Annotated in this window: 17 protein-coding genes; 6 read left to right on the top strand and 11 right to left on the bottom strand. The window is 53.3% G+C overall.

The window, feature by feature from the left end; all coding sequences use genetic code 11:
* Nucleotides 1-2 precede the first annotated feature (2 nt).
* A complete protein-coding gene (locus ACW44H_RS15480; RefSeq protein WP_457505434.1) occupies nucleotides 3-1,832 on the bottom strand; it encodes a DUF294 nucleotidyltransferase-like domain-containing protein in 1,830 nt (609 codons plus the stop codon).
* A gap of 683 nt (nucleotides 1,833-2,515) precedes the next feature.
* Between ACW44H_RS15480 and ACW44H_RS15485 the strand changes: the two genes are divergently transcribed.
* The 4 genes from ACW44H_RS15485 to ACW44H_RS15500 all read left to right on the top strand — a co-directional run bounded on the left by ACW44H_RS15485 (nucleotide 2,516) and on the right by ACW44H_RS15500 (nucleotide 9,270).
* Nucleotides 2,516-2,776: a DUF4212 domain-containing protein gene (locus ACW44H_RS15485; protein ID WP_113269034.1), complete on the top strand. Its 261-nt coding sequence runs from the start codon at nucleotides 2,516-2,518 to the stop codon at nucleotides 2,774-2,776.
* A 6-nt stretch (nucleotides 2,777-2,782) separates the two neighbouring features.
* Entirely contained in the window at nucleotides 2,783-4,564 is a 1,782-nt protein-coding gene (locus ACW44H_RS15490; protein ID WP_457505436.1) for a sodium:solute symporter family protein, read from the top strand.
* A gap of 121 nt (nucleotides 4,565-4,685) precedes the next feature.
* Complete coding sequence (locus ACW44H_RS15495; protein ID WP_457505438.1) at nucleotides 4,686-5,213, top strand: hypothetical protein; 528 nt, start codon at nucleotides 4,686-4,688, stop codon at nucleotides 5,211-5,213.
* A 115-nt stretch (nucleotides 5,214-5,328) separates the two neighbouring features.
* On the top strand, nucleotides 5,329-9,270 hold the full coding sequence (locus ACW44H_RS15500) for a hybrid sensor histidine kinase/response regulator (RefSeq protein WP_457505440.1): 3,942 nt from the start codon (nucleotides 5,329-5,331) through the stop codon (nucleotides 9,268-9,270).
* 60 nt (nucleotides 9,271-9,330) lie between these two features.
* Here the strand turns inward: ACW44H_RS15500 and ACW44H_RS15505 are convergent, their stop codons facing one another.
* On the bottom strand, nucleotides 9,331-9,993 hold the full coding sequence (locus tag ACW44H_RS15505) for a response regulator (RefSeq protein ID WP_113269030.1): 663 nt from the start codon (nucleotides 9,991-9,993) through the stop codon (nucleotides 9,331-9,333).
* Here ACW44H_RS15505 and ACW44H_RS15510 point away from each other — a divergent pair.
* Nucleotides 9,992-10,117, top strand: coding sequence for a hypothetical protein (locus tag ACW44H_RS15510; RefSeq protein WP_274541998.1), 126 nt, complete (start codon nucleotides 9,992-9,994; stop codon nucleotides 10,115-10,117). The two genes, ACW44H_RS15505 and ACW44H_RS15510, sit on opposite strands and share 2 nt — an antisense overlap.
* A gap of 137 nt (nucleotides 10,118-10,254) precedes the next feature.
* Here the strand turns inward: ACW44H_RS15510 and acs are convergent, their stop codons facing one another.
* Both acs and ACW44H_RS15520 read right to left on the bottom strand, forming a co-directional pair.
* Nucleotides 10,255-12,204, bottom strand: a complete 1,950-nt coding sequence (gene acs / locus ACW44H_RS15515) for an acetate--CoA ligase (RefSeq protein WP_457505442.1) — start codon at nucleotides 12,202-12,204, stop codon at nucleotides 10,255-10,257.
* 193 nt (nucleotides 12,205-12,397) lie between these two features.
* Entirely contained in the window at nucleotides 12,398-12,946 is a 549-nt protein-coding gene (locus ACW44H_RS15520) for a SprT family zinc-dependent metalloprotease (RefSeq protein WP_457505443.1), read from the bottom strand.
* A 71-nt stretch (nucleotides 12,947-13,017) separates the two neighbouring features.
* Between ACW44H_RS15520 and ACW44H_RS15525 the strand changes: the two genes are divergently transcribed.
* Entirely contained in the window at nucleotides 13,018-13,677 is a 660-nt protein-coding gene (locus tag ACW44H_RS15525) for a YecA/YgfB family protein (protein WP_113269027.1), read from the top strand.
* Between the two features lie 14 nt (nucleotides 13,678-13,691).
* Here the strand turns inward: ACW44H_RS15525 and ACW44H_RS15530 are convergent, their stop codons facing one another.
* The 7 genes from ACW44H_RS15530 to ampD all read right to left on the bottom strand — a co-directional run bounded on the left by ACW44H_RS15530 (nucleotide 13,692) and on the right by ampD (nucleotide 23,122).
* A complete protein-coding gene (locus ACW44H_RS15530) occupies nucleotides 13,692-14,813 on the bottom strand; it encodes a phospholipase D-like domain-containing protein (protein WP_113269026.1) in 1,122 nt (373 codons plus the stop codon).
* A 67-nt stretch (nucleotides 14,814-14,880) separates the two neighbouring features.
* Nucleotides 14,881-15,588, bottom strand: coding sequence for a class I SAM-dependent methyltransferase (locus ACW44H_RS15535; protein ID WP_113269025.1), 708 nt, complete (start codon nucleotides 15,586-15,588; stop codon nucleotides 14,881-14,883).
* Nucleotides 15,585-16,283 carry a tRNA (adenosine(37)-N6)-threonylcarbamoyltransferase complex dimerization subunit type 1 TsaB gene (gene tsaB, locus ACW44H_RS15540; RefSeq protein WP_457505444.1) on the bottom strand — a complete coding sequence of 233 codons (699 nt, stop codon included), beginning with the start codon at nucleotides 16,281-16,283 and terminating at the stop codon, nucleotides 15,585-15,587. The genes ACW44H_RS15535 and tsaB overlap by 4 nt, the downstream gene beginning before the upstream one ends.
* Before the next feature lie 124 nt (nucleotides 16,284-16,407).
* Entirely contained in the window at nucleotides 16,408-17,061 is a 654-nt protein-coding gene (gene adk / locus ACW44H_RS15545; RefSeq protein WP_113269023.1) for an adenylate kinase, read from the bottom strand.
* Between the two features lie 279 nt (nucleotides 17,062-17,340).
* Nucleotides 17,341-19,407: a pyruvate dehydrogenase complex dihydrolipoyllysine-residue acetyltransferase gene (gene aceF, locus ACW44H_RS15550; RefSeq protein ID WP_457505445.1), complete on the bottom strand. Its 2,067-nt coding sequence runs from the start codon at nucleotides 19,405-19,407 to the stop codon at nucleotides 17,341-17,343.
* 58 nt (nucleotides 19,408-19,465) lie between these two features.
* Nucleotides 19,466-22,138: a pyruvate dehydrogenase (acetyl-transferring), homodimeric type gene (aceE, locus tag ACW44H_RS15555; protein ID WP_457505446.1), complete on the bottom strand. Its 2,673-nt coding sequence runs from the start codon at nucleotides 22,136-22,138 to the stop codon at nucleotides 19,466-19,468.
* Nucleotides 22,139-22,540: 402 nt separating this feature from the next.
* Nucleotides 22,541-23,122 (bottom strand): 1,6-anhydro-N-acetylmuramyl-L-alanine amidase AmpD, encoded by a 582-nt coding sequence (ampD, locus tag ACW44H_RS15560; protein WP_457505447.1) that lies wholly within the window; start codon nucleotides 23,120-23,122, stop codon nucleotides 22,541-22,543.
* Between the last annotated feature and the right edge of the window lie 33 nt (nucleotides 23,123-23,155).

Genomic DNA, 23,155 nt, shown 5'->3' on the forward strand with positions numbered 1-23,155 from the left:
GCTCACGAATACTCCAAATGGTAACGATGGGAAAGCCGCTGCTTAAAGTCTTTGACAATATGCAGCGCCTCACGCAATAGGTCACGTTCGAGCGAAGAGAGGGTTTGCACCACGACACGATTGGTGCGATTCGTCTCTTGCGGCGTACTAGGCGTTTCCAGGGCGGCAAGCTGCTGCCTAAGACGTAGTTCGGTAAAGAGCGCCAACGCCTCGCCCAGGTCCTCGGCAAAACGTCGATCCAAACGGCCATCAACGACCAGAGCGTCAAGGCGGTCGAGGGTCGAGGTGGCTTTGATACGCCGCTCAAGCGCCATGGTGCGCACGCCATGTACGATGGGAAAAATACCGCCTTTCTTAATATCGATACCGTGTTGTGGCTTTTTCAGCGAGCCAAACAGGGTCAGCGGGGTCGAGAAACGCAGTGCTGTTCGGGCAAAATACGAGAGCAGTAGCTCATCACGGGAGCAGCGTTCGAACAGCTCATCACGGACACTTTCAAGCAAACGGGGGTTACCTGCTACGGCATGGGCATCAAGCATAATCGCCAGCTTCATCAGGCTGTCGCCATCACGCTCGCTGGCCCATTTGGCAATATTGCTCTTCCACTGCGATACCGTAGCCACCCACTCGGGGTTAGACACCATAATATTGCCGGGACACGGCGGATAACCAAGCTGTATCAGGGTATCAGTAAGGGTTTGCATGTGGCTTGCGATGTCAGGCCACTGGGTTTCATCAGCGAGAATCAAACCGTTATCTTGATCCGTTTTTAAAATCTGCTCGCCACGGCCTTCGCTACCCATCACCATCATGCAGCTCTGCTCGCGGTAACGTTCACCGATTGTGAATTCCCAGGCTTTACTCATGATGCGGCCGTTCAGTGCGGCGAGCAGATCCATCGCAAAGCGCAATTTAACGCCCTGGGCCATTAATGCCTTTACCAGCTCCGGCGTGCGCTGGCTGGCCGCTGACAACGCTTCTAAACTGCTCGCTTGCTCCACCTGTAAACTCACCACATAGCTGCGGCTTGAAAAGTAACTAAGCACATCGGTAAGTTCCACAACGCCCTTTAAGTCGTTGCGCTCCATCACGACTACTCGTGTCACTTTATGCCGCGTCATCAGCACCAACACTTCAAACAAATATTGGTCTGGTGCAACGGTTACCAGATTAAAATGGGCGATTTTATCGAGCGGTGCAGTTACCGGGCTGTCTTCCAACACCAGCGCATTGAGTAGATCGGTTTTGGTTACCATGCCCAGCGTGCCCTGGGTTTCTACCAGTAGGCTGTCGGCGTGACTATCATTCAGTTGCTTCACTGCGCTAGCAATGTCACTGGAAGCGGCCATTAACAGTGGCTCGCGCATACACTCGCTCACCTTAGCCAACATAAAACCCGCCATGGTAACGCCACCATCAGCACGTTTTTCGGTTAACAACCTCGCTTTATGCGTCAGTGATTGACGAAAGAAATCACTAAAATCGGGATAATGGCTGCACAACTGCTGAAACAGCGCCTTAGGCATTAAATAGCATAGGCACTCCTGCTCAGCCTTAAAACGATAGCGGCTTTTACCATTGAGGATACTGATCGCCCCAAACAGATCCCCCGCCGTGTAATGCCCAATGCGTGAAGTAGACGAGGGTAGCGTAGGGTCGATTTCTGCTACTTCGCCTTTATGGAGTAGGTACACATATTCGCCTGTTTGACCCGTCTCTAAAATCACTTCGTCACGATCAAAATAGGCAAGGTCAATGCCACGGCGAATTTGCTCACGCCCTTCATCGTCAAGAAGCGTAAACGGCAGTTGGGATAAATCCACATCGACCATTGTGCATGACCTCATTTAACTAAAGGCGAACTTGCAAACATAAGAAGAAACAAATAAGCACCATGAAGCGATGTTGCCCATTCCAAATGACGTTTTGCCACGCTTCGAAAAATGGTTATCGATTATTATATGAAGATGGCTATACGGGTATAAAGTATTCACTTCCCAAGTAGCAAGTAGAACGTTGTTATACCTTTAGCTATCACGCTAAGGTCGAAGCGACGTTTGTTACACGACCAAAGTATTGTCACTTACTAACCGAGATTACCTGTAGAGCGTTGTGTTTGTATTTAAAGTAGCCAATAAACGCTTTTATTTGCTTACTAGACTATCGTCCCATAGCCATTCAAACACCTACAAACTTCGCTTAAACAGTGTTCAAAAACACCTATTTTCAACAACATGCATTTCTTGAAAAGCAATTCAGCTGTTTATTGATACCAAAGTCTGGGATTTATTTTTTGACGTTTATTGCCCAGTATTAACAATGAGTCATGCAGGGTAATCGCACGTCACTAACTAACTCGAAATTTCATATCGAATAATAAGGTGATGTGTCTACAAACGCTGACTCACCACTCCTAACGATTGAGTGGCTTTCGACGTGCGATTGCCCTGATGGGTCACACGCTATTCCCCGTGAACTTTCCCAACCTTAAAAATCACAAGTGGAGAGCAACACAATGGCAGACGACAAAAGTAATGCTGCTGAATACTGGAAAGCCAACGTCCGCTTAATTTTCGGATGCCTAGCCGTTTGGGCCTTCGTTTCTTATGGATGCGCTATCCTCTTTCGCCCACTGCTCGCCGGGATTCCGGTCGGCGGAACTGACTTGGGCTTCTGGTTTGCACAACAGGGCTCCATCTTAACGTTTATTGCGCTGATCTTCTTTTATTCCTGGAAGATGAATAAGCTCGATCAAAAATTTGGCCTTGGGGAGTAAACCGGTATGAGCCAGTTTGCAATTAACTTACTGTTCGTCGGCGCCTCCTTTGCCTTGTATATAGGTATTGCGATTTGGGCACGCGCCGGCTCGACGAAAGACTTCTATGTTGCCGGTGGGGGGGTCCATCCAATCACCAACGGGATGGCGACCGCAGCGGACTGGATGTCAGCAGCATCGTTTATTTCCATGGCGGGTTTGCTGGCCTCGGGTGGCTACGCTAACTCTACCTTCCTGATGGGCTGGACCGGTGGCTACGTTATCCTAGCGATGCTGTTAGCCCCTTACCTGCGTAAGTTTGGTAAGTTCACTGTACCCGACTTCATCGGTGACCGTTTCTACAGCAACACCGCTCGCCTAGTGGCGATCGTATGCTTGATTGTGGCGTCAGTTACTTACGTTATCGGCCAAATGACCGGTGCGGGCGTAGCCTTCTCACGCTTTCTTGAAGTCAGCAACACCTGGGGTATCTGGCTGGCAGCCCTAATCGTTTTCCTCTACGCCGTATTTGGCGGCATGAAAGGCATCACCTACACCCAGGTAGCGCAGTACATCGTACTGATCATCGCTTACACCATTCCTGCGGTGTTTATTGCCTTCCAACTGACCGGCAATCCCATCCCGATGTTCGGCATGTTTAGTACGCACACCGAATCCGGCATGCCTTTACTGGCCAAGTTAAATGATGTGATCAATGCACTTGGCTTTAGGGACTACACCGCCGACGTCGACAACAAGCTGAATATGGTGCTGTTCACCCTATCGTTGATGGTCGGTACTGCCGGTCTACCCCACGTTATCATCCGCTTCTTCACCGTACCGAAAGTAGCGGATGCGCGCTGGTCTGCTGGCTGGGCACTGGTATTCATTGCGCTGCTTTACCTCACCGCACCGGCAGTTGGTTCCATGGCACGCCTGAACTTGGCGACCACCGTGTATCCAGAGATGGCAGGGCAGGTTGAGAACTACGAAGAAGCGGCTCAAAACCCGATTCTGTACGAAGAGCGTCCAGATTGGGTCCGTACTTGGGAAGAGACCGGCCTTATCAACTTCACCGATCTTAACAATGACGGCCGTATTCAGATGTATAACGATGCTGTCGACTACTCAGATCGTGGCTGGGAAGGCAACGAGCTGACAGTTAATAACGATATTCTGGTACTCGCCAACCCCGAAATTGCCAACCTGCCCGGCTGGGTCATTGGCTTGATCGCCGCAGGTGGTATAGCAGCGGCCCTATCAACCGCAGCAGGCTTGCTACTAGCGATCTCTTCAGCCATCAGTCACGATTTGATCAAGACGATGATCAATCCGAAGATTTCCGAAAAAGGCGAAATGTTGGCAGCGCGAATCTCCATGGGTGGTGCCATTCTATTGGCCACTTTCTTGGGGCTTAATCCCCCCGGGTTTGCGGCACAGACGGTGGCACTCGCCTTCGGTATCGCCGGTGCCTCGCTGTTCCCGGCACTGATGATGGGTATTTTCTCCAAGCGGATGAATAATTCAGGCGCGGTTGCCGGCATGCTGGCAGGCTTGGTTTGTACACTGCTGTACATCTTCACCTATCTGGGCTGGTTCTTCGTGCCGGGTACCAACATGCTGGCCAACACGCCGGACAACTGGTTCTTTGGTATCTCCCCGCTCTCGTTCGGTGCGGTAGGTGCGATGATCAACTTCGCCGTTGCCTTCGCGGTTTCCAGCGTGACAAAAGCGCCACCGCAAGAGATTCAGCTTCTAGTGGAAAGCGTTCGCTATCCGAAAGGTGCTGGTATGGCGATAGATCACTAAGTCATAATCCTTCCTGGCGACTTATCAGATGCTGTGATGTCGCTTTGGAATCGACCTCACCATCGGGCTTCCTTAGGGAGGCCCGATGGCTTTTATAGATGGCTTTTAGAAAGGATATTTTATGATTTGGCATTTGATCGCCGCCGTTTTTGCTGGCCTTGCAGCCGCGGGTATTGGCCTAATATTACGTACCCTGAGCGGCAAACGCTTGCCCAAGTGGATAGTGCCGGTGTGTGGTGGGCTGGGCATGCTGGGCTATCAAATACAGGTAGAGTACAGCTGGTTTGAGCATAAGCAGGCGCAGCTTCCTGATACGGCAACGGTGATTTCAACTGAAAGCAATACCGCAGTATGGCGCCCATGGACCTTTGCCGTTCCCATGACGACCAAATTTAGCATGGTCGATAGCGAGAACATCCGCTTCACCGAGCAGGAAGGTAGTCGCCTGGCAGAGTTTATTCTTTATCAGTTTGAACGCCATCACACCGATATATTGTTAACCCAACCCTATCTACTCAACTGCAACAGTCGCGAGATCGTGCCGCTAGCGGAAGAAACCCGTGAACCAGCTTTAGATGAAATGCGTACGCTGCGGGAAACATCTCCTCTACTGACCACCGTCTGCTCAAGCCAGCAAGAAAACAGCTAGCATGATAAAAAACGCATGCGCACAATGCCCTGAATTTCGCCTAGAATGGAGTCTTTTAGTCGCAACGCAATTAGCTAAGCGAAATTTGCGTATGATTCTGGCTCGGGAGTAAGGCATGTTTCACGGCGGGCTATTAGTAGCGGTTTCATTACTCTATATTGCCGTTTTATTTGGCATCGCGTGGTATGGAGACCGCCGGGCACGCACCCACGGAGCCACTCGGCGGCGACCGCTTATCTATAGTTTGGCGCTGGCCATCTATTGCACCTCCTGGACCTTTTATGGCGCCGTTGGCCAAGCAGCGACCGCAGGCTGGTCGTTTGCGAGCATCTTCGTCGGACCGATTTTAACGTTTTTACTATTCTGGCCGGTGCTGGCCAAAATGATCCGTGTCGCCAAGCACCAAAACGTTACTTCCATTGCCGATTTTATCGCTTCCCGTTATGGCAAAACCCAGTCACTGGCCGCCTTTGCCAGTTTGGTCGCCCTCGTCGGTACCCTGCCCTACATCGCCCTACAGCTAAAAGCAGTTTCCACCACATTTAGCGTGCTCACCGATGCCTCCGATGTAACCCATACGCCGCTATTTGGCGATACAGCGTTTTATGTAGCGATTGTGATGGCTATCTTCGCGATTCTGTTCGGCACCCGTCATACCGATGCCACCGAACACCACGAAGGGTTAATCCATGCAGTAGCATTTGAATCATTGGTCAAGCTGCTGGCCTTTGTCGTACTTGGTGCCTTCGTCACTTGGGGAATGTTTGATGGCCTGGGTGAATTGATGGGGCACGCTGAAAGCCAACTTGAACTCCAGCGTCAGCTCGCCAATCAGGATTTTGGCCAGAGTTTCTGGGCGCAAACACTGCTCGCCATGCTAGCGATCCTGTGCCTGCCGCGTCAGTTTCATGTGGCGGTGGTCGAGAACATTCACCCAGACGATGCCACTAAAGCACGCTGGCTGTTTCCTCTCTACCTGTTAGCAATTGCATTTTTTGTGGTCCCATTGGCTGCGGCCGGGCTGCTGCTATTCTCTGAAAGCGGTGTAGAACCCGATACCTACGTATTAGCGTTATCAATGGCCTCAGGTCACCAATGGCTAACGCTACTCACCTTTATCGGCGGTTTCTCGGCAGCCACCGGCATGGTGATTGTCGCCGCAGTGGCAGTATCGATCATGATTTCGAACGAGATTGTGATCCCGGCGCTGTTCCGGCTGCGCTGGTTTGATACCAAGGCACGGGATTATGGCCGTTTAGTACTGCGTGCGCGGCGTTTGACCATTGTTGCCGTGTTGGCCATGGCCTACGGTTTCTACCAACTGATTGCCGAATTCACCTCGCTAGCCTCGATCGGCATGCTGTCATTTGCCGCCGCCGCACAGTTTGCCCCGGCATTGATAGGCGGGCTTTATTGGAAGCGCGGCAATCGGTTTGGGGTTATTGTCGGCATGAATGCGGGGTTCGCCATCTGGGCTTATAGCCTGCTGATGCCCGCTATGATCAACGCGGGCGTGCTTCCGGCCATTTGGTTTGAAGGCGGTCCACTGGGGTTTAATTGGTTATCCCCCACGGCCCTGTTTGGCCTCAACTTAGGTGATAGCTTTACCCACGGCGTCATGCTCTCACTCGGGGTTAACCTGTTCTGCTACATTTTTGTTTCCCAGGTCACTTCGCAGCGGGTAGTCGAACGTATTCAAGCCTCACTGTTTGTGGATAGTGTCGAAACCCGCCAAACCTCGGTTAACCGTCCTTGGACCGGCGCGACCACCGTCGGCGATTTAAAGGTACTCTGTGAACGCTTTCTTGGTGCCGGCCAGGTAGACCGAGCCTTTGAAGATTATGCCCGCCGGGTGGGCAAGCCGCTAGATGACGGTACCCGCGCGTCGATTGATATTATCCAGTTTACTGAACGCTTTCTGGCCTCGGTGCTGGGCGCTTCATCGGCGCGTATCGTGGTTAACTCGGCACTTCAAGGGCGCGGTATCGGCATCTCGGATGTTATTTCGATTGTCGATGAAGCCTCACAGGTGCTGGAATTCAACCGGGCGCTGCTCCAGGCCACCATTGAAAACATTAATCAGGGCATCAGCGTAGTCGACCAGAATCTGCGCCTGGTGGTTTGGAACCAGCGCTACCTGGAGCTATTCCGCTTCCCTGACCACTTAATCCGCGTTGGTGCTCCCATCGATCGCATCTTTCGCTATAACGCCCACAACGGCGAGTACGGCCCAGGAGACCCGGAGGAGCATGTCCAACTGCTGCTCGACAATATTCGCGAAGGCCAGCCTCACCGCTATGTACGTTACCGCCAGGACGGCAGCGTTCTGGAAGTGCAGGGCAATCCCATGCCCGGCGGCGGGTTTGTTTATACTTACCAGGATATTACCCAGCAAAAGCGTATTGAAGAGGCACTGATCCGTTCGGAAAATAATATCCGTATATACACTGACAATGTACCCGCGCTGATTGCCTACTTCGATAAAGAGTGCCGCTACCTATTTACCAACCGTGCCTATGAACAAGCGTTTAACATCGACCGCAACGCGGTGATCGGTCGCCGATTCGAAGACGTGCTTCAGATTAAACAGGCGGAAGAGCGCGCGCCCTGGGTCACTCGCGCACTTAACGGCGAGCGGGTCAGCTTTGAAGTCTCGCTGCGAGTGAACGAGGCCATGCGTTATATGCTGGTCACATATACCCCGCACTTCGGTGACAGCCAAGCTATTCTAGGCTTTTTTGCTCTTTACCAAGACATTACTGAGCGTCGTCAGGCTGAAATTGCCCTCAAGGAAACCAACGAGACACTTGAAGAGCGCGTGCGTGAACGTACCCAGGCACTTTCTGAAGCCAACGCCGCACTGCGCCAGGAGAACCGTGTGCGCGCTGAGGCGGAGCTTGCCCTGCGCCAAGCCAAGCAGTTAGCAGAAGATGCCAATGCTTCTAAAACGCGCTTTTTGGCCGCTGCTAGCCATGACTTGCTGCAACCACTTAATGCGGCAAGGCTGTTTACCTCGGCGCTAATGCAGAACGTGACCACTACCGACACCCAACGCATCGTTGGCCATATCGATAACTCGCTCCAGGCAGCCGAGGAGTTGCTCAGTACCCTGCTGGATATTTCCAAACTGGACGCAGGTGCCTTAACGCCACGGCGCAGTCACTTTGCCCTGGCGGATATCTTTCGCCCGCTACGCGCCGAATTTGAGGTGATGGCAGACGATCGAGGGCTGGACTTAGAGGTCGTACCTACCCAGCTTTGGGTTGATTCTGACCCGCAAATGCTGCGCCGGATCGTGCAAAACTTCCTATCCAATGCCATTCGCTATACCCAAGAAGGTCGCGTGCTGCTCGGCTGCCGCCGTCATAATGGCTGGCTTTCTATCGAAGTGTGGGACAGCGGCCCCGGCATTCCAGAATCTAAGCTCACCGAAATTTTTCAGGAGTTCCGCCGTCTGGATCAGGTGTCACGCCATAAAGAGAGTGAAAAAGGCCTGGGGCTTGGGCTATCGATCGCTGATCGCATGAGTCGCGTACTGGATCACCCCATCAAAGTACGTTCGACGGTGGGCAAGGGGGCCGTTTTCTCGGTCAGCGTGCCAATTGTTACTGCCCGGGAGGCGAGCAGTACCGAGTTTGAACCCCAGGCACGGCGCAGCAGCCATAAGCTGAGCGGTACGCGGATTGTGTGTATCGATAACGAAACGCTAATTCTGGAAGGTATGACCGCTATGCTCAGCGGTTGGGGCTGCGAGGTATTTACCGCCACCAGTATTGGCGGGGCTAAATCGATTTTACGCAATATGGACGGCGATCCGGACGCGATTTTGGCGGACTATCACTTGGACAACGAAGTCACCGGATTAATGGCGCTGGAAGCGCTCAGTGAACGTGTTGAGGGAGCTGTCCCGGGGATTGTGATCACCGCCGACCGGACCGAAGCGGTTGCCGAAGAGGTCAAACGAGCGGGCTATCAACTGCTATTGAAGCCCGTGAAACCGGCGGCCCTACGAGCGCTACTGACACGCACGCTACAGGCCAATCGCGCGGCGCGATAAGCGCCGCTGCTAAGAGGAGGCTGGCCAGTAAGTAGTGCTAAGCTGGCAAACCGTGAGTGCTTAAGACACCACTTTTGGCGGTTCAACTTCCAGCTTCTGAGCGGCGATTACCGCCTGAGTACGCGAGTGAACACCCAGTTTACGTAGAATCGCGGTGACATGGGCCTTGATAGTCGCCTCAGAAACACTTAGTTCGTAAGCAATCTGTTTATTCAGTAGGCCTTCCGTCAGCATGTTCAACACGCGAAACTGCTGGGGCGTCAGCGAAGCAATCGCCTCAGCAAAACGCGATTCCTCTTCACTGGTCTCTTCAAGCACATTGACCAACGCTTCTGGCAACCACACTTCACCCTGCAGGATTTCTCCGACGGCCTCAGCAATGAGTTGTAGGGACGATGATTTGGGGATAAAACCCGACGCGCCGTAGTCAATAGCACGACGCACAACGTACGGCTCGTCACTACCTGACACCACTGCCACGGGGATATCGGGCATCTGACCACGCAGTTGGATCAAGCCAGAGAAGCCATGGGCTCCCGGCATGTGCAAGTCAAGAAGAATCAAATCGGCATCTGGGTGGCGGTTCACTACTTCAGTGGTGGCTTCCATGGTATCCGCTTCGACAATTTCCGCCTGGGGGGCCAACTGGCGTAACGCTTGGGTCAGCGCTGCACGAAACAGCGGGTGATCGTCAGCGACGATAAACTTATGAGCTACTGCCATGGATATTCCTCCGGTTCCTCGAGCAGCGGGGTTGTATGCCGCCGCAACGCTAGGCTCTTACGGTCGTGAAGCATGGTACCCCATGGGCTTCATCATGCCCAAGCATCACATGCACAATTTGTAATAGATAGATCTTACAAACGAAACTTGTCTCTATAAACACGTATCTATAAACACAACCGTGCCGACCTACTCGGGTCGGCACGGTATTTACTCGATAGTTAGGCCTAATCGGCTAAACAGCCGATAGCGCTGCCACCGTTATTGATTGGCGCGATGCTCAATCAGCTCATCGACCACCGACGGATCCGCGAGGGTGCTGGTATCGCCCAAACCATCGCACTCATTAGCAGCAATCTTGCGCAGAATACGCCGCATGATTTTGCCCGAACGGGTTTTTGGCAAGCCTGGCGCCCATTGAATGACATCCGGCGAGGCAATTGGGCCAATATCTTTACGCACCCACTGCGTCAGCTCTTTTTTGAGCTCGTCAGTCTCTTCAATACCGTCATTCAGGGTGACATAGATATAGATGCCTTGTCCCTTAATATCATGCGGGAAGCCCACCACGGCCGCCTCAGCAACGGCACTATGTGCCACCAGCGATGACTCAATTTCGGCGGTACCCATACGGTGTCCGGAAACATTGAGCACGTCATCGACACGGCCTGTAATCCAGTAGTAGCCATCTTCGTCGCGGCGACAGCCATCACCGGTAAAGTACATGCCGTCGTAAGTCGAGAAGTAGGTTTGGACAAAGCGCTCGTGGTCCCCCCAGATAGAGCGGGCCTGCCCCGGCCAGGAATCAAGGATGACCAAGTTGCCGTCAGTAGCGCCTTCCAGTTTTTTCCCTTCGTTATCGACCAGTGCGGGCTTCACGCCAAAGAAAGGCACGGTCGCTGAGCCAGGCTTAAGCGGCGTAGCACCAGGCAGCGGAGCTATCATGATACCGCCGGTTTCCGTTTGCCACCAAGTGTCCACAATTGGGCATTTTTCGTTACCGATAACGCGATAGAACCACTCCCACGCTTCCGGATTAATTGGCTCTCCCACCGAACCCAGCAGGCGCAGACTATCACGCTTACTGGAATCCATGACGTTGTCCCCATGGGCCATCAGCGCACGCACTGCGGTGGGAGCAGTATAGAGAATATTAACGTTGTGCTTATCAACGATTTCCCCCATACGGCCATGGCTCGGGTAGCTTGGAACACCCTCAAACATTAAGGTAGTCGCGCCATTGGCCAAAGGCCCATAGACGATATAGCTGTGCCCGGTAACCCAGCCCACATCAGCGGTACACCAGTAGATTTCACCCTCTTGGTAGTCGAATACATACTGGTGGGTCATAGCGGCATAAGTCAGGTAGCCGCCGGTGGTGTGCTTCAAGCCTTTCGGCGCCCCTGTAGAACCCGAGGTATAGAGAATGAACAGCGGGTCTTCCGCACCCATGGCCTCGGCTTCGCACTCATTTGACTGCTTGTCGACGAGTTCGTCAAACCAGACATCGCGGCCGTCTTTCCACTCGATTTCACCGCCGGTACGCTTCACTACCAGTACGTTCTTGCACACATCGGTGCCTTCACGGGTTAGCGCGGCGTCCACGTTCTCTTTTAGCGGCACGTGCTTGCCACCGCGCACCGACTCGTCGGCGGTGATGACCAGCTTGGAATCCGCCCCGATCACTCGCTGGGCGACGGCGTCCGGTGAGAAGCCACCAAATACGACCGAGTGCACCGCACCAATACGTGCGCAGGCAAGCATAGCCATGGCCGCTTCGGGAATCATCGGCATGTACAGCGTGACGGTATCGCCTTTACCGATGCCCAACTCTTTCAGTGCGTTGGCTAGCTGGTTCGTACGTGCGTACAGTTCACGATAAGTAATGTTTTTAGTTTCATTGGGATTATCACCTTCCCAAATAATGGCGGTTTGATCACCACGCTTGTCCAGATGACGATCCAGGCAGTTAGCACTGACGTTGAGCAAGCCGTCCTCAAACCAGCGAATATCGACGTTGTCACGCGCGAAAGAGGTATTTTTAATTTTGCTGGGCGCTTTAATCCAGTCCAGGCGTTTGGCCTGCTCGGCCCAGAAGCCTTCCGGATCGTCCATCGACTGCTGATACATGGCCTTATACTTGGTTTTATCGGCCCAGGCATTGGCGGCGAAATCATCGCGCACCGGATAGACGTTCTGTTGATCGCTCATAAAATTGCCTCTTTCCGTGAAAATGCACTCTCTAAGAACTGTAGTCGATATGGTGTTTTATTAGGCTTATTGGCCATTATCGAGCGTATCGACTGTCAATAATCTCTCCCTAGCATAAACCTCCTTGAGCCGGCTTCCCTTTAGACATTGGTATTATCATTTTTTATTTACAAAACAAACGTTTATAAACAAATCATGAGGCAACTTCAGGCCTGTAGACCAAGGTCTTAGCACAGTGCCTACAGCGGTATCGACGCCCATTTGCCACTAAAGTATGGCGTCTAGCTGTAAATCGATGAAACTGGCAATCGCACTGGTAACGATAAGGTGCTGACTGCGCCTTCTGAATATCAAATTGGTGGGTCACATTAGGAGCCAAGCCAAATAAATCCCGCATCACCGTTTTCCACTCACGACCATGGGGCTTCAAGCGTGCCCCATTGTGTAAATGAAAGACCAACCAATGAGCCATTTCATGAGGAATGATCTCCTCAAAAAAAGCCGTACGATTTTCACTCAGCAAAACTGGATTAAAACGTAATCCGCCGCGGCCTAGGTGGGCCTGCCCAGCCGAAGCGCCGCGTAGGTTAAAACACACCGTTGGGGCCGGAAGCGATGGGCACACTTCACGGCAGCGCTGCAATGCTTGTTCTACGCGCACCCGCACGGCCCGATGCAATTCTGTTTCCGACATGGCTGCCAGTTCAGCGGCTGGCCAAGAGGGCAATGGTAATGTCTTCATTAATGATAAACTAACCGTTATAAGTGCATATTGACTGATGACTACCGATTCGCATTAACGAGGCTTAACTTATGGCAGAGCGTAGCGACACGCCCGAAACCAACACGCCACCACAGCCACTGCTTGATGATGAGCAGCTGGATAGATTGGACGACTTCCTCGACTCTGATCAAGTGGATGAAGACGCCCTTGATTTGATTTCTGCTCATGGGTTTTTAGTCGCACTTGCCGTGGCGCCCAGTGAAGTATCCCCCACTCAGTGGCTGGCTGAACTGTTCCAGGGTGAGCCTCGCTATGCTGACGATGCCGAGCGTAATGAAATTATCACCCTACTCACCCTACTGCGTGACAATGCGGTGTCGGTACTGGAACAAGGTGGCTTACCGGAGCTTCCTTTTGAGCTAACACTGGGGGGCGAACCTGCTGAAGAAACCCCGATCGGCGACTGGTGTGCGGGCTTTATGGAAGGCGTTTTCAGCGATGAAAGCGCTTGGTTCCAGGATGATGAAGAAGCCGCCGCCACGCTATTACTGCCGTTTATGCTGCTCTCTGGGCTATTTGACGATGAGCCGGATATGGCCGAACTCGCCAAGGATCAGCAGCGCCAGGAGTCACTTGTGGTGCAACTACCGGAGCTTGTTTTGGATCTTTACTTGCACTACCGCGTGCCGCCGGAAACGTCCAAACCTAAACCGCGAAAAAAGACACCTGCAAAAGGCAAAAAACGCTAGCTTTATCAGCGGTCTTATTTAAGGCGCATGATGATCCCATCCATCAAGCCATAAACCCACTCCCTGGCTCGCTGCCCCCAAGGCCGCTCTGCCCACGCCGCTGCGTCTACCTCCTGGCTGGCGGCAAAGTTACGCTCGAAAAGTTGGCGTACGTCAGCCGCCAATTGAGGATCGATTGCCTCTTGATTGGCCTCTAAGTTCCAATGCAAATTCCAGTGGTCAAAGTTACATGAACCAATGCTCACCCACTCATCGGCGAGCACGAACTTGGCATGGATAAAGGTCGGTTGGAACTCGAAGATACGCACACCGGCCTTTAGTAGTGATTGGTAGAAGCGTTGGCCGGCAAAGCGCACCCCGGGGTGGTCATGCTTCGCCCCAGGCAGCAGCAGGCGCACATCAATCCCCCGCCGGGCAGCCCGCACCAGACGCCGCCGCAACGCAAACGTAGGTACGAAATAGGGCGTGCATAGCCATAACCGTGTTTCCGCCCGGTTGACGCGATCATGCAGTGAATGACGGATCGCTTGATAGCGATAGCCACGCGCCGACATCGCTCGCCCAGGCATACCATTCGGATGGGCCTGTGGCTCACGCCGCTCAGGCAATGAACCCGCATTAGCACCTTCTTTTCCGGCGCGGGTTAATCGCGAGTTCCATAACCGTCGAAATAGCTGCTCCCAATCGGTCACCACCGGACCATCAATCCGCAAGGCAATTTCATACCAGGCGTTTAGAAATTCATCGACTGCGCCAAAACCACCGGTAAACGCCTGCTCGCCATCAATAACGACGATTTTGCGGTGATCGCGGCTTAAGTTAAGCGCTAAAGAGTGAAAGCCAATGGGGTTAAAAAAACGCAGCTGAACACCACTTTGTTCCAATCGTTGCCGATCACCGTTGGTAAGTTTCATCGAGCCATACCCATCAAGCAGTAAGCAGACGCAGACGCCGCGCTGGACAGCATTACTGAGAACATCGATGACTTGATCCGCCAATCGCCCCGACTCCATCAAGTAGAGCTCAACCAACACATAATGACGTGCAGCATTCACCGCTTCAAACATAGCCGGCAGAAAGCACGATGCCTCCGGCAGCAGCGTAAATCGATTACCTTCTCGCCACGCATTCTGCATGGGCGCTCCTTGCATTACTTTTGTGAGCACGCTGATGAGCGCATTAATAAACTACTCCACTAATAAATTAACGTGCTAATGAGCGATGAACATATAAATCGTAGCGGCTGGTTTTACCTTCAAGGGTATGCTGAGGCACTGGGCCATCAATAGGTGGCGCCTTACGGGGGCGCTTCACTACCACGCGGTGGGTAGCCACATCCAACGCCGCTTCTAGTAACCGCGGGGCATCATTGTCATCACCGGCTAGCTCGCGAAACAGGCGCATTTCTTTTTTTACCAATGCCGACTTTTCACGGTGTGGAAACATCGGATCCAAGTGAATGACCTGCGGTGAAAAGTGAGCGCTTGCAACGAGTTCAGCCAGCGATTGCGCAGCATCACCGTGTCGCAGAATCATGCGTGCGGCAATATCCACCGTACCGCTATCCCTTGAGGCACGTTTAAGTCCATCCTCCAGCAGCGCCGCAATCGCCGCCACTCGCTCAATTAACAGCACCTGAGCGCCTAAGCTCGCCAACACAAACGCATCACGACCCAGCCCTGCCGTTGCATCGACAATGCTAGGCGTCACGCCCTTGGCTAGCCCACAGGCCTTTGCAATTAGCTGGCCACGTCCACCGCCAAAGCGGCGGCGATGGGCGGCTTTGCCGGATACAAAATCAACGCTGAGTGGGTTGCCGTAGCGCTTTTCATCACCGACCAGCGCTAACCCCTCATCGCTTGGCACTAGACGCAGACCATCTGGCAGCACAACCTTTTCAACATCGGTCATGCAGGCTTTTTCCAAGCGACATCGTTGCGCAGGTAAACCGGCTGAACCAAGTGCGCAGCCTGACCAAGCCCAGCGGCAAAATCACGCGCTCCCAGCCAGGCCATCTCTTCGGCCCGAGGCTCTAAATCATCCAAATGCTGGGGCATGCTGAGCTGCACATCGACAGTGAAGCGCTCCCACAGCTTAAAGCCGCTGCCTACACCGACCCAGTCGGTTTCATCGCCCGGCAGGCGCAACGACTCAGGGGTCAGCACCGCTTCCGCACTCATTGGCGTGATGACGTCTTTAAGGCAGTGCCACGTTGCGGCGTACACCTCGCCCATACGGGCATCTAAGGCCGTTACCACATGGCGCAAGTGGTAGCGACGATGCGCCTGTAGCGCCAGCGCCTCAAGCGTTGAGATACCTAATAACGGGCAGCCGAGACCAAACGCCAATCCCTGGGCAGCACCGGCGGCAATGCGTAGTCCTGTAAATGAACCCGGCCCACGGCCAAAGGCCACTGCATCCAGTTGGGAGGGTGTTACCTGCGCTTCAGCAAGCAGGGCATCCACCATCGGCAATAGCCGGCGGGTATGGGCACGGGGCGTCATCTCGAAATGTGCCAGGCACTCAGTGCCCGAATCGCCTTGACGCAGCAAGGCTGCAGAGCAGGCGCTTGATGAGGCGTCCAGGGCAAGCAGATTTAACGGCATAGCAAGTAGCCACTCGAAAGAAAGATTGCGGCATTATACCTTTGTCATGCTAATACGACGATGGCCCGCATTAAGCGGGCCATCGGCAAAGGCGTAAAACGCTTTTGTTAGTTGAAGGCTCTTATCAGCTAAGGGCTTCTTTAACCTGGCGAGTGATATCGTTCACACTGCCCACACCTTCAATGCGATGGTATTGAGGAGCGTTTTGTGGGTCCTGCTTGGCCCACTGCTGATAATAATCGACCAGCGGCGCAGTTTGGTCATGGTAAACCGACAATCGATTACGCACCGTGGACTCTTGATCATCCTCACGTTGAATAAGCGTTTCGCCGGTGACATCATCTTTGCCCGGCTCTTTCGGCGGGTTGTGTTCAACGTGATAGACCCGGCCAGAGGCTTGATGGACCCGACGTCCTGCCAAGCGGTTAACGATCTCTTCATCCGGCACGGCAATTTCCACAACGTGATCCAACTTAACGCCGCCCTCTTTCATCGCGTCAGCTTGAGGGATTGTGCGGGGGAAGCCATCGAACAAAAAGCCATTTTCGCAGTCTGGCTGGCTGATACGTTCTTTAACCAGATCGATGATGATGTCGTCTGACACCAAGCCACCGGTATTCATGATCTCTTTTACTTTTAAGCCAAGCTCAGTGCCATCTTTAATGGCCGTGCGTAGCATATCCCCGGTGGAAATCTGAGGGATTTTAAATTGCTCGCAAATAAATTGAGCTTGCGTCCCCTTCCCCGCGCCGGGGGCACCCAATAGGATTAAACGCATGGCACTGCTCCTTGAAGTTCTTAGTATGAAAATGAGGATGAAAAATGAGTATAAAAAATCTGTTAGCCGACAATAACCGCGCCTCTCGGACGACACAACTCCCCAAAAGCCTGAGAGACCCGCTTTTATTTCATTTTTTTGAAGCGAAAGCAGTCAAATGATGCAATCACTACGACCTTGGTCGCCCCAAGCAAGCCATCAACAGTAAACCTCTTGCCGACAAGCCAAACACAAGCGGCGCCCCGTAGGGCGCCGCTTGACAGAGCTAGTCGCTAATCATTACAGCAATAAGCGACGAATATCGGTCAACACATCTGCCAGGAAGGCAGTAAAGCGTGCCGCGTCAGCCCCATTGATCGCTCGATGATCATAAGAGAGGGATAGCGGCATCATGAGACGTGGTTGGAAGGCACTGCCATCCCATACCGGCTTCATCTGCGCTTTAGATACACCCAAAATAGCCACTTCCGGCGCGTTGACGATCGGTGTGAAGGCAGTACCACCAATCGAGCCGAGGCTCGAAATAGTGAAACAGCCACCGGTCATCTCGTCGCGCTTGAGCTTCTTGGTTTGTGCTTTCTTGCCCAGCTCTGCCATCTCCTTGGCAATCTCAATCAAGGATTTTGTATCGGCGTTACGTACCACTGGCACCATCAGGCCATCGGGCGTGTCGACAGCGATACCGATATGGACATAGTTCTTCCATACCAAGGTTTCACCGTCCCCCTTCAAGCTGACGTTGAACTGCGGGAATTTACGCAGCGCAAAAGCACAGGCTTTGACCATAAACGGCAACGGTGTCAGCTTGGCGCCTTGAGCCTCCGCTTCAGCCTTCATGGCCTTGCGGAAAGCCTCCAGTTCGGTAATGTCAGCTTCATCAAACTGCGTGACATGAGGCACATTCAGCCAGCTGCGATGCAGATTGGTTGCCCCCATTTTGAGCAGACGCCCCATGGGCTTCTCTTCTACGTCACCAAACTGACTGAAGTCGACTTCTGGAATGGCCGGAATACCCGCACCACCGGTAGCTGCAGCTGCCGCGCCTGGCTGAGCTTTACCCTGATTGGCAATGGCCTGCTTCACATAAGACTGTACGTCCTCTTTAAGCACACGGTCTTTCGGGCCGCTCGGTTTTACCAGTTCAAGGTCAACGCCCAACTCGCGGGCCAACATACGCACCGCCGGACCGGCGTGAACCAGTTTGCCATCACGAGGTTTGTGGGCCGCCATCTGTGCTTCGGGGCTGGGCGTTCCAGCAGAAGACTCAGAAGGCTTGCTCGGCTGGTCTTTTTTCTGCTCAGCTTTTTCAGGCGCTGATTTCTCAGGGGCCGCTTTTTTCGGTGCTGCTTTTTTACCACCACCGCTGGCAGCGACTTCAATATAGCCGATTACATCGCCTTCAGAGACGGTGTCACCTTCTTTAACGGTCAGCTCAATGAGCTTGCCTTTATAAGGGCTGGGCACATCCATAGAGGCTTTATCAGACTCTAAGGTGATCAGCGGATCTTCTTCGTTGATCTCATCACCGGCGGCCACGCCAATTTCGATAATCGGCACATCAGAGGCGCCGGAAAGATCCGGTACGCGAATCTCTTTGCGCTCGGGCTCACCGTCGCTATCAGCCTCTTCTTGCTCGGCTGTTTCTTCGGCGGCTTTAAGGTCATCGGATACTTTGGGATCGTCAGCCTGTTGCGGGGCATCAGCACTTTCGCTTTCACCTTCATCGCCCTCGCCAACGATTTCCATCTGGCCGATCACATCGCCTTCAGAAACCGTGTCGCCCTCTTTAACGGTAAAGCTAACAATCTTACCGCTATGAGGGCTGGGCACGTCCATGGAGGCTTTATCAGACTCCAGGGTAATCAGCGTATCTTCAGCGTTGACGTCATCGCCCTCGCTCACGGCGACTTCAATAATTTCAACGTTATCTGAGCCGCCCAAGTCCGGCACTTTAATATCAACCGTTTGCTTTCCACCGGCTGATTTCTTGGCAGCGGGCTTCTGCTCCTGCGGCTGTTCTTGAGACCGTTCTTGAGACTGCTCTTTCGGCTTATCTTCTTTCGCTGGCGCTTCTTCTGGCTGTTCGGCATCGCTACTGTCGCCGCCGCCTTCGACTTCCAGCTCGACGATATCATCACCTTCGGAGACGCTATCGCCTTCTTTGACCAGCACTTTAAGAACTTTACCGCCTTTAGGCGCCGGTACGTCCATGCTGGCCTTGTCGGATTCCAGAGTGATTAGGGTGTCTTCCGCTTCAATGACGTCGCCTTCTGACACCGCAATCTCGATGATTTCGACATCGGTATCGCCACCGATATCGGGAACTTTGATGATTTCGCTACTCAAGGTCGCGCTCCTTCCAAATCGGATCGAGCCGGTGGGCAACCGCCCACCGGGCAGCGGTTTAGCTAGTCAGCGGATTAGGCTTGTTGGCGTCAATGCCATATTTCTTAAGCGCTTCACCGACCTGTTTGCGATCAATCTCACCGCGGTCAGCCAGCGCACGCAGCGCTGCGACAGTCACGAAGTAGCGATCTACTTCGAAGAAGTAACGCAACTTCTCGCGGGTATCTGAACGACCAAAGCCATCGGTACCTAATACAGTGTAGTCACCCGGCACCCAGGCGCGCACTTGATCCGCATAAAGTTTCATGTAATCGGTAGAAGCGATAACTGGGCCATCGCGACCTTCCAAGCACTTGGTGACATGAGGCTTATTCGCCTCAGCGTCTGGGCTCAAGAAGGCTTCACGGTCCAACAGTAATGCTTCACGACGCAGCTCGTTAAAGCTGGTCACGCTCCAAATGTCAGCACCAATACCCCAATCATTCTCAAGCAGTACGGCGGCTTCTTCGACTTCGCGAAGAATGGTGCCAGACCCCAGCAGTTGAACGCGGCCTTTGTCACCCTTGGTTTCGCGCAGCAAGTACATACCCTTGACGATATCGTCGACCGGTACGTTTTCCAGTGCTGGGTGCTCGTAGTTCTCGTTCATTACCGTTAGGTAGTAGAAGCAGTTCTCCTTATCGGTGAACATGCGCTTCAGGCCATCCTGCACGATAACCGCGACTTCGTGGGCGTAGGTGGGGTCGTAGCTGCGGCAGTTGGGGATGGTGGATGCCTGAATCAGGCTGTGGCCATCCTGATGCTGCAAGCCTTCGCCGTTGAGCGTGGTACGCCCTGCCGTGCCGCCGACCATAAAGCCGCGCGCCTGCAAGTCGCCTGCGGCCCATGCCAGATCGCCAATACGCTGGAAGCCGAACATGGAGTAGTAGATGTAGAACGGCAGCAGAGTAATGTGGTTGTTGCTGTAGGACGTTGCTGCAGCAATCCACGCAGACATCGCGCCCGCTTCGGTAATACCTTCTTCGAGAACCTGGCCTTTCTGGTCCTCGCGGTAGTACATGATCTGGCCTTTATCCATCGGCTCGTACTTCTGGCCTTCAGCGGTGTAGATACCCAACTGACGGAACATGCCTTCCATACCGAAGGTACGCGCTTCATCAGGGATAATCGGCACCACCTGCTTGCCGAGCTTCTTGTCTTTTACCAAGCCGTTGAGCACGCGCACAAAGGACATGGTGGTAGAGACTTCGCGCCCTTTCGAGCCGCCCATCTGCGAGGCAAACGTCTTGTCTTCGAGGCTGGGGATTTCCAACGCTTCAAAGTCGCTGCGACGGCTCGGCAGGTAGCCGTTCAGGCGTTCGCGTTGAAGATGCATGTACTTGAGCTCGGGCGAATCCTCTTCCGGCTTGTAGTACGGCACGTCTTTAAGCTGTTCGTCACTGAGCGGAATGCCGAAACGGTCGCGGAATTTCTTCAGCGCTTCGTATTCCATACTCTTTACTTGGTGCGCCTCATTGGCCGCTTCGCCATCGCCACTGCCCATGCCGTAACCTTTAACGGTATGGGCCAGGATGACGGTGGGCTTGCCGTTAGAGGTATTAACCGCTTCATGATAGGCCGCGTATACTTTGAACGGATCGTGACCGCCGCGGTTGAGCTTCCAAATATCTTCATCGGAAAGCTCTTTAACCATCTCTTCGGTTTCAGGGTACTTGCCGAAGAAGTGTTCGCGAGTATACGCGCCGCCGTTGGCCTTGTAGTTCTGATACTCGCCGTCGACCGCTTCGTCCATACGTTTTTGAAGGAAGCCTTTCTTATCCTTCTCGAACAGTGGATCCCAGTGGCGACCCCAAACAACCTTGATTACGTTCCAACCAGCACCGCGGAACACGCCTTCAAACTCGTCCATCACCCGCGAGTTACCGCGTACAGGACCATCAAGGCGCTGTAGGTTGCAGTTGATGACGAAGATTAGGTTATCGAGATTTTCTCGTCCCGCCAGAGAAATAGCGCCCAAGGATTCCGGCTCGTCGCATTCGCCGTCGCCCAAGAAGCACCAGATCTTGCGATCGTACATGTCCTTCATTTCACGGTGATGCAGGTACTTCATCACGTGTGCTTGATAGATCGCCTGAATCGGGCCAAGGCCCATGGAAACCGTGGGGAACTGCCAGTAATCCGGCATCAGCCAGGGGTGCGGATAGGACGATAGACCGCCACCATCGACTTCTTGACGGAATTTGTCCATCTGCTCTTCAGACAAACGGCCTTCCAGGAAGGAGCGCGCGTAGATACCCGGCGCAACATGCCCCTGGATATAAATCAGATCGCCAGCGAAATCATCCTTGGGTGCGCGGAAGAAATGGTTAAAGCCCACATCATAAAGCGTTGCCGAAGACATAAAGCTGGCGATGTGGCCGCCCAGGCCCGGCTTGGCGCGGTTGTTACGAATGACCTGGGCGATAGCATTGTAGCGAATCAGAGAGCGGATACGCCGCTCCATGAAAAGATCGCCAGGCATCGGCGCTTCGCGGTGAAGCGGTATCGTATTACGGTGCGGGGTTGTCACCGAGAAGGGTACCTTCATCCCGTCCCTGCGCAGGCGGTCCGCCAGGCGGGTCATTAGGTAGCGGGCACGATCTTCGCCCTCACGATCCAACACCGACTCCAAGGAATCAATCCATTCCGTGGTTTCGATCGGATCGAGATCTTCTCTTGTCTCCAGACTCATAGAGGTCTCTCCGAATGACGAATAATGACTATAAGCCCCGCTACCCTGAAGGGCCTGGGGCGGCGGTGTGGAACTCCACCACGCGCCAACAATTAGCCGGTGATTAAACGCCGGATAAGGGTTTTAGCTCTACATTCAACAAGCTACGTACTTATGGATGTAATAAAGCTACATAAATGCCGTAAAAGTTAGCCTTTTGTATAGGTGAAGATACCTCAAAGTCGCCACGCTGCCAATTCTGTCGCAGTGGAAAAGCCTATCGAAAACAAACTATTGCACTGCAACATAAGCAATACACAGAGTATTAGCAGCTGCTACTGGCAGTCTGATACTTGTAATTAAACTACCGTTTTATTTTATTGTGATAGAGACACTTAGCTATTGATTTACTTAATGTATGCGCTAATACACAGCGTTTGACGCTAATCGTTGCCGAAAGTAAGCCCAATCAAATGCTGGACCGGGGTCGGTTTTGCGCAATGGGGCGACATGGGCATGGCTAGTAATTCGGTTGATATTTAGCTGTGGATATTTCGCCATTAGCCAAGCCGCCGCCTTTACCAGAGCGTCATACTGAGCCCTGGTGTACGGAGTAATGTCATCCCCCTCAAGCTCAATACCCACCGAAAAATCGTTGAGTGCTGTTCGCCACTTGAGGTGATGGGCATCCCACCAATAGGAACGCCCGGCATGCCACGCTCGTTGGTCCGTATCAACAAATTGAACGCATTCGCCGTCGCGACGTATCAGCAAATGCGCCGAAACCCTTAGGTGAGCGATTTCAGCGAAAAAAGGGTGCTCACCGACCGCCAATTGATTGGTAAATAATGCCTCAATGGCATCACCGCTAAACTCACCAGGAGGCAGGCTAATCGCATGCAGAAGTAGCAGCGAAACGTCATGCGTAGGCCGCGCATCACAGTTGGGTGAGACAACTTGTCGCGCATTATTCCACCAGCCGCCAGGGGGTTGCTTCTCATTCACGCGCAAGGTTTCCTTTACGTAGTCACTCTCTTT

This window comes from Vreelandella sulfidaeris Esulfide1 (genome assembly GCF_054072535.1).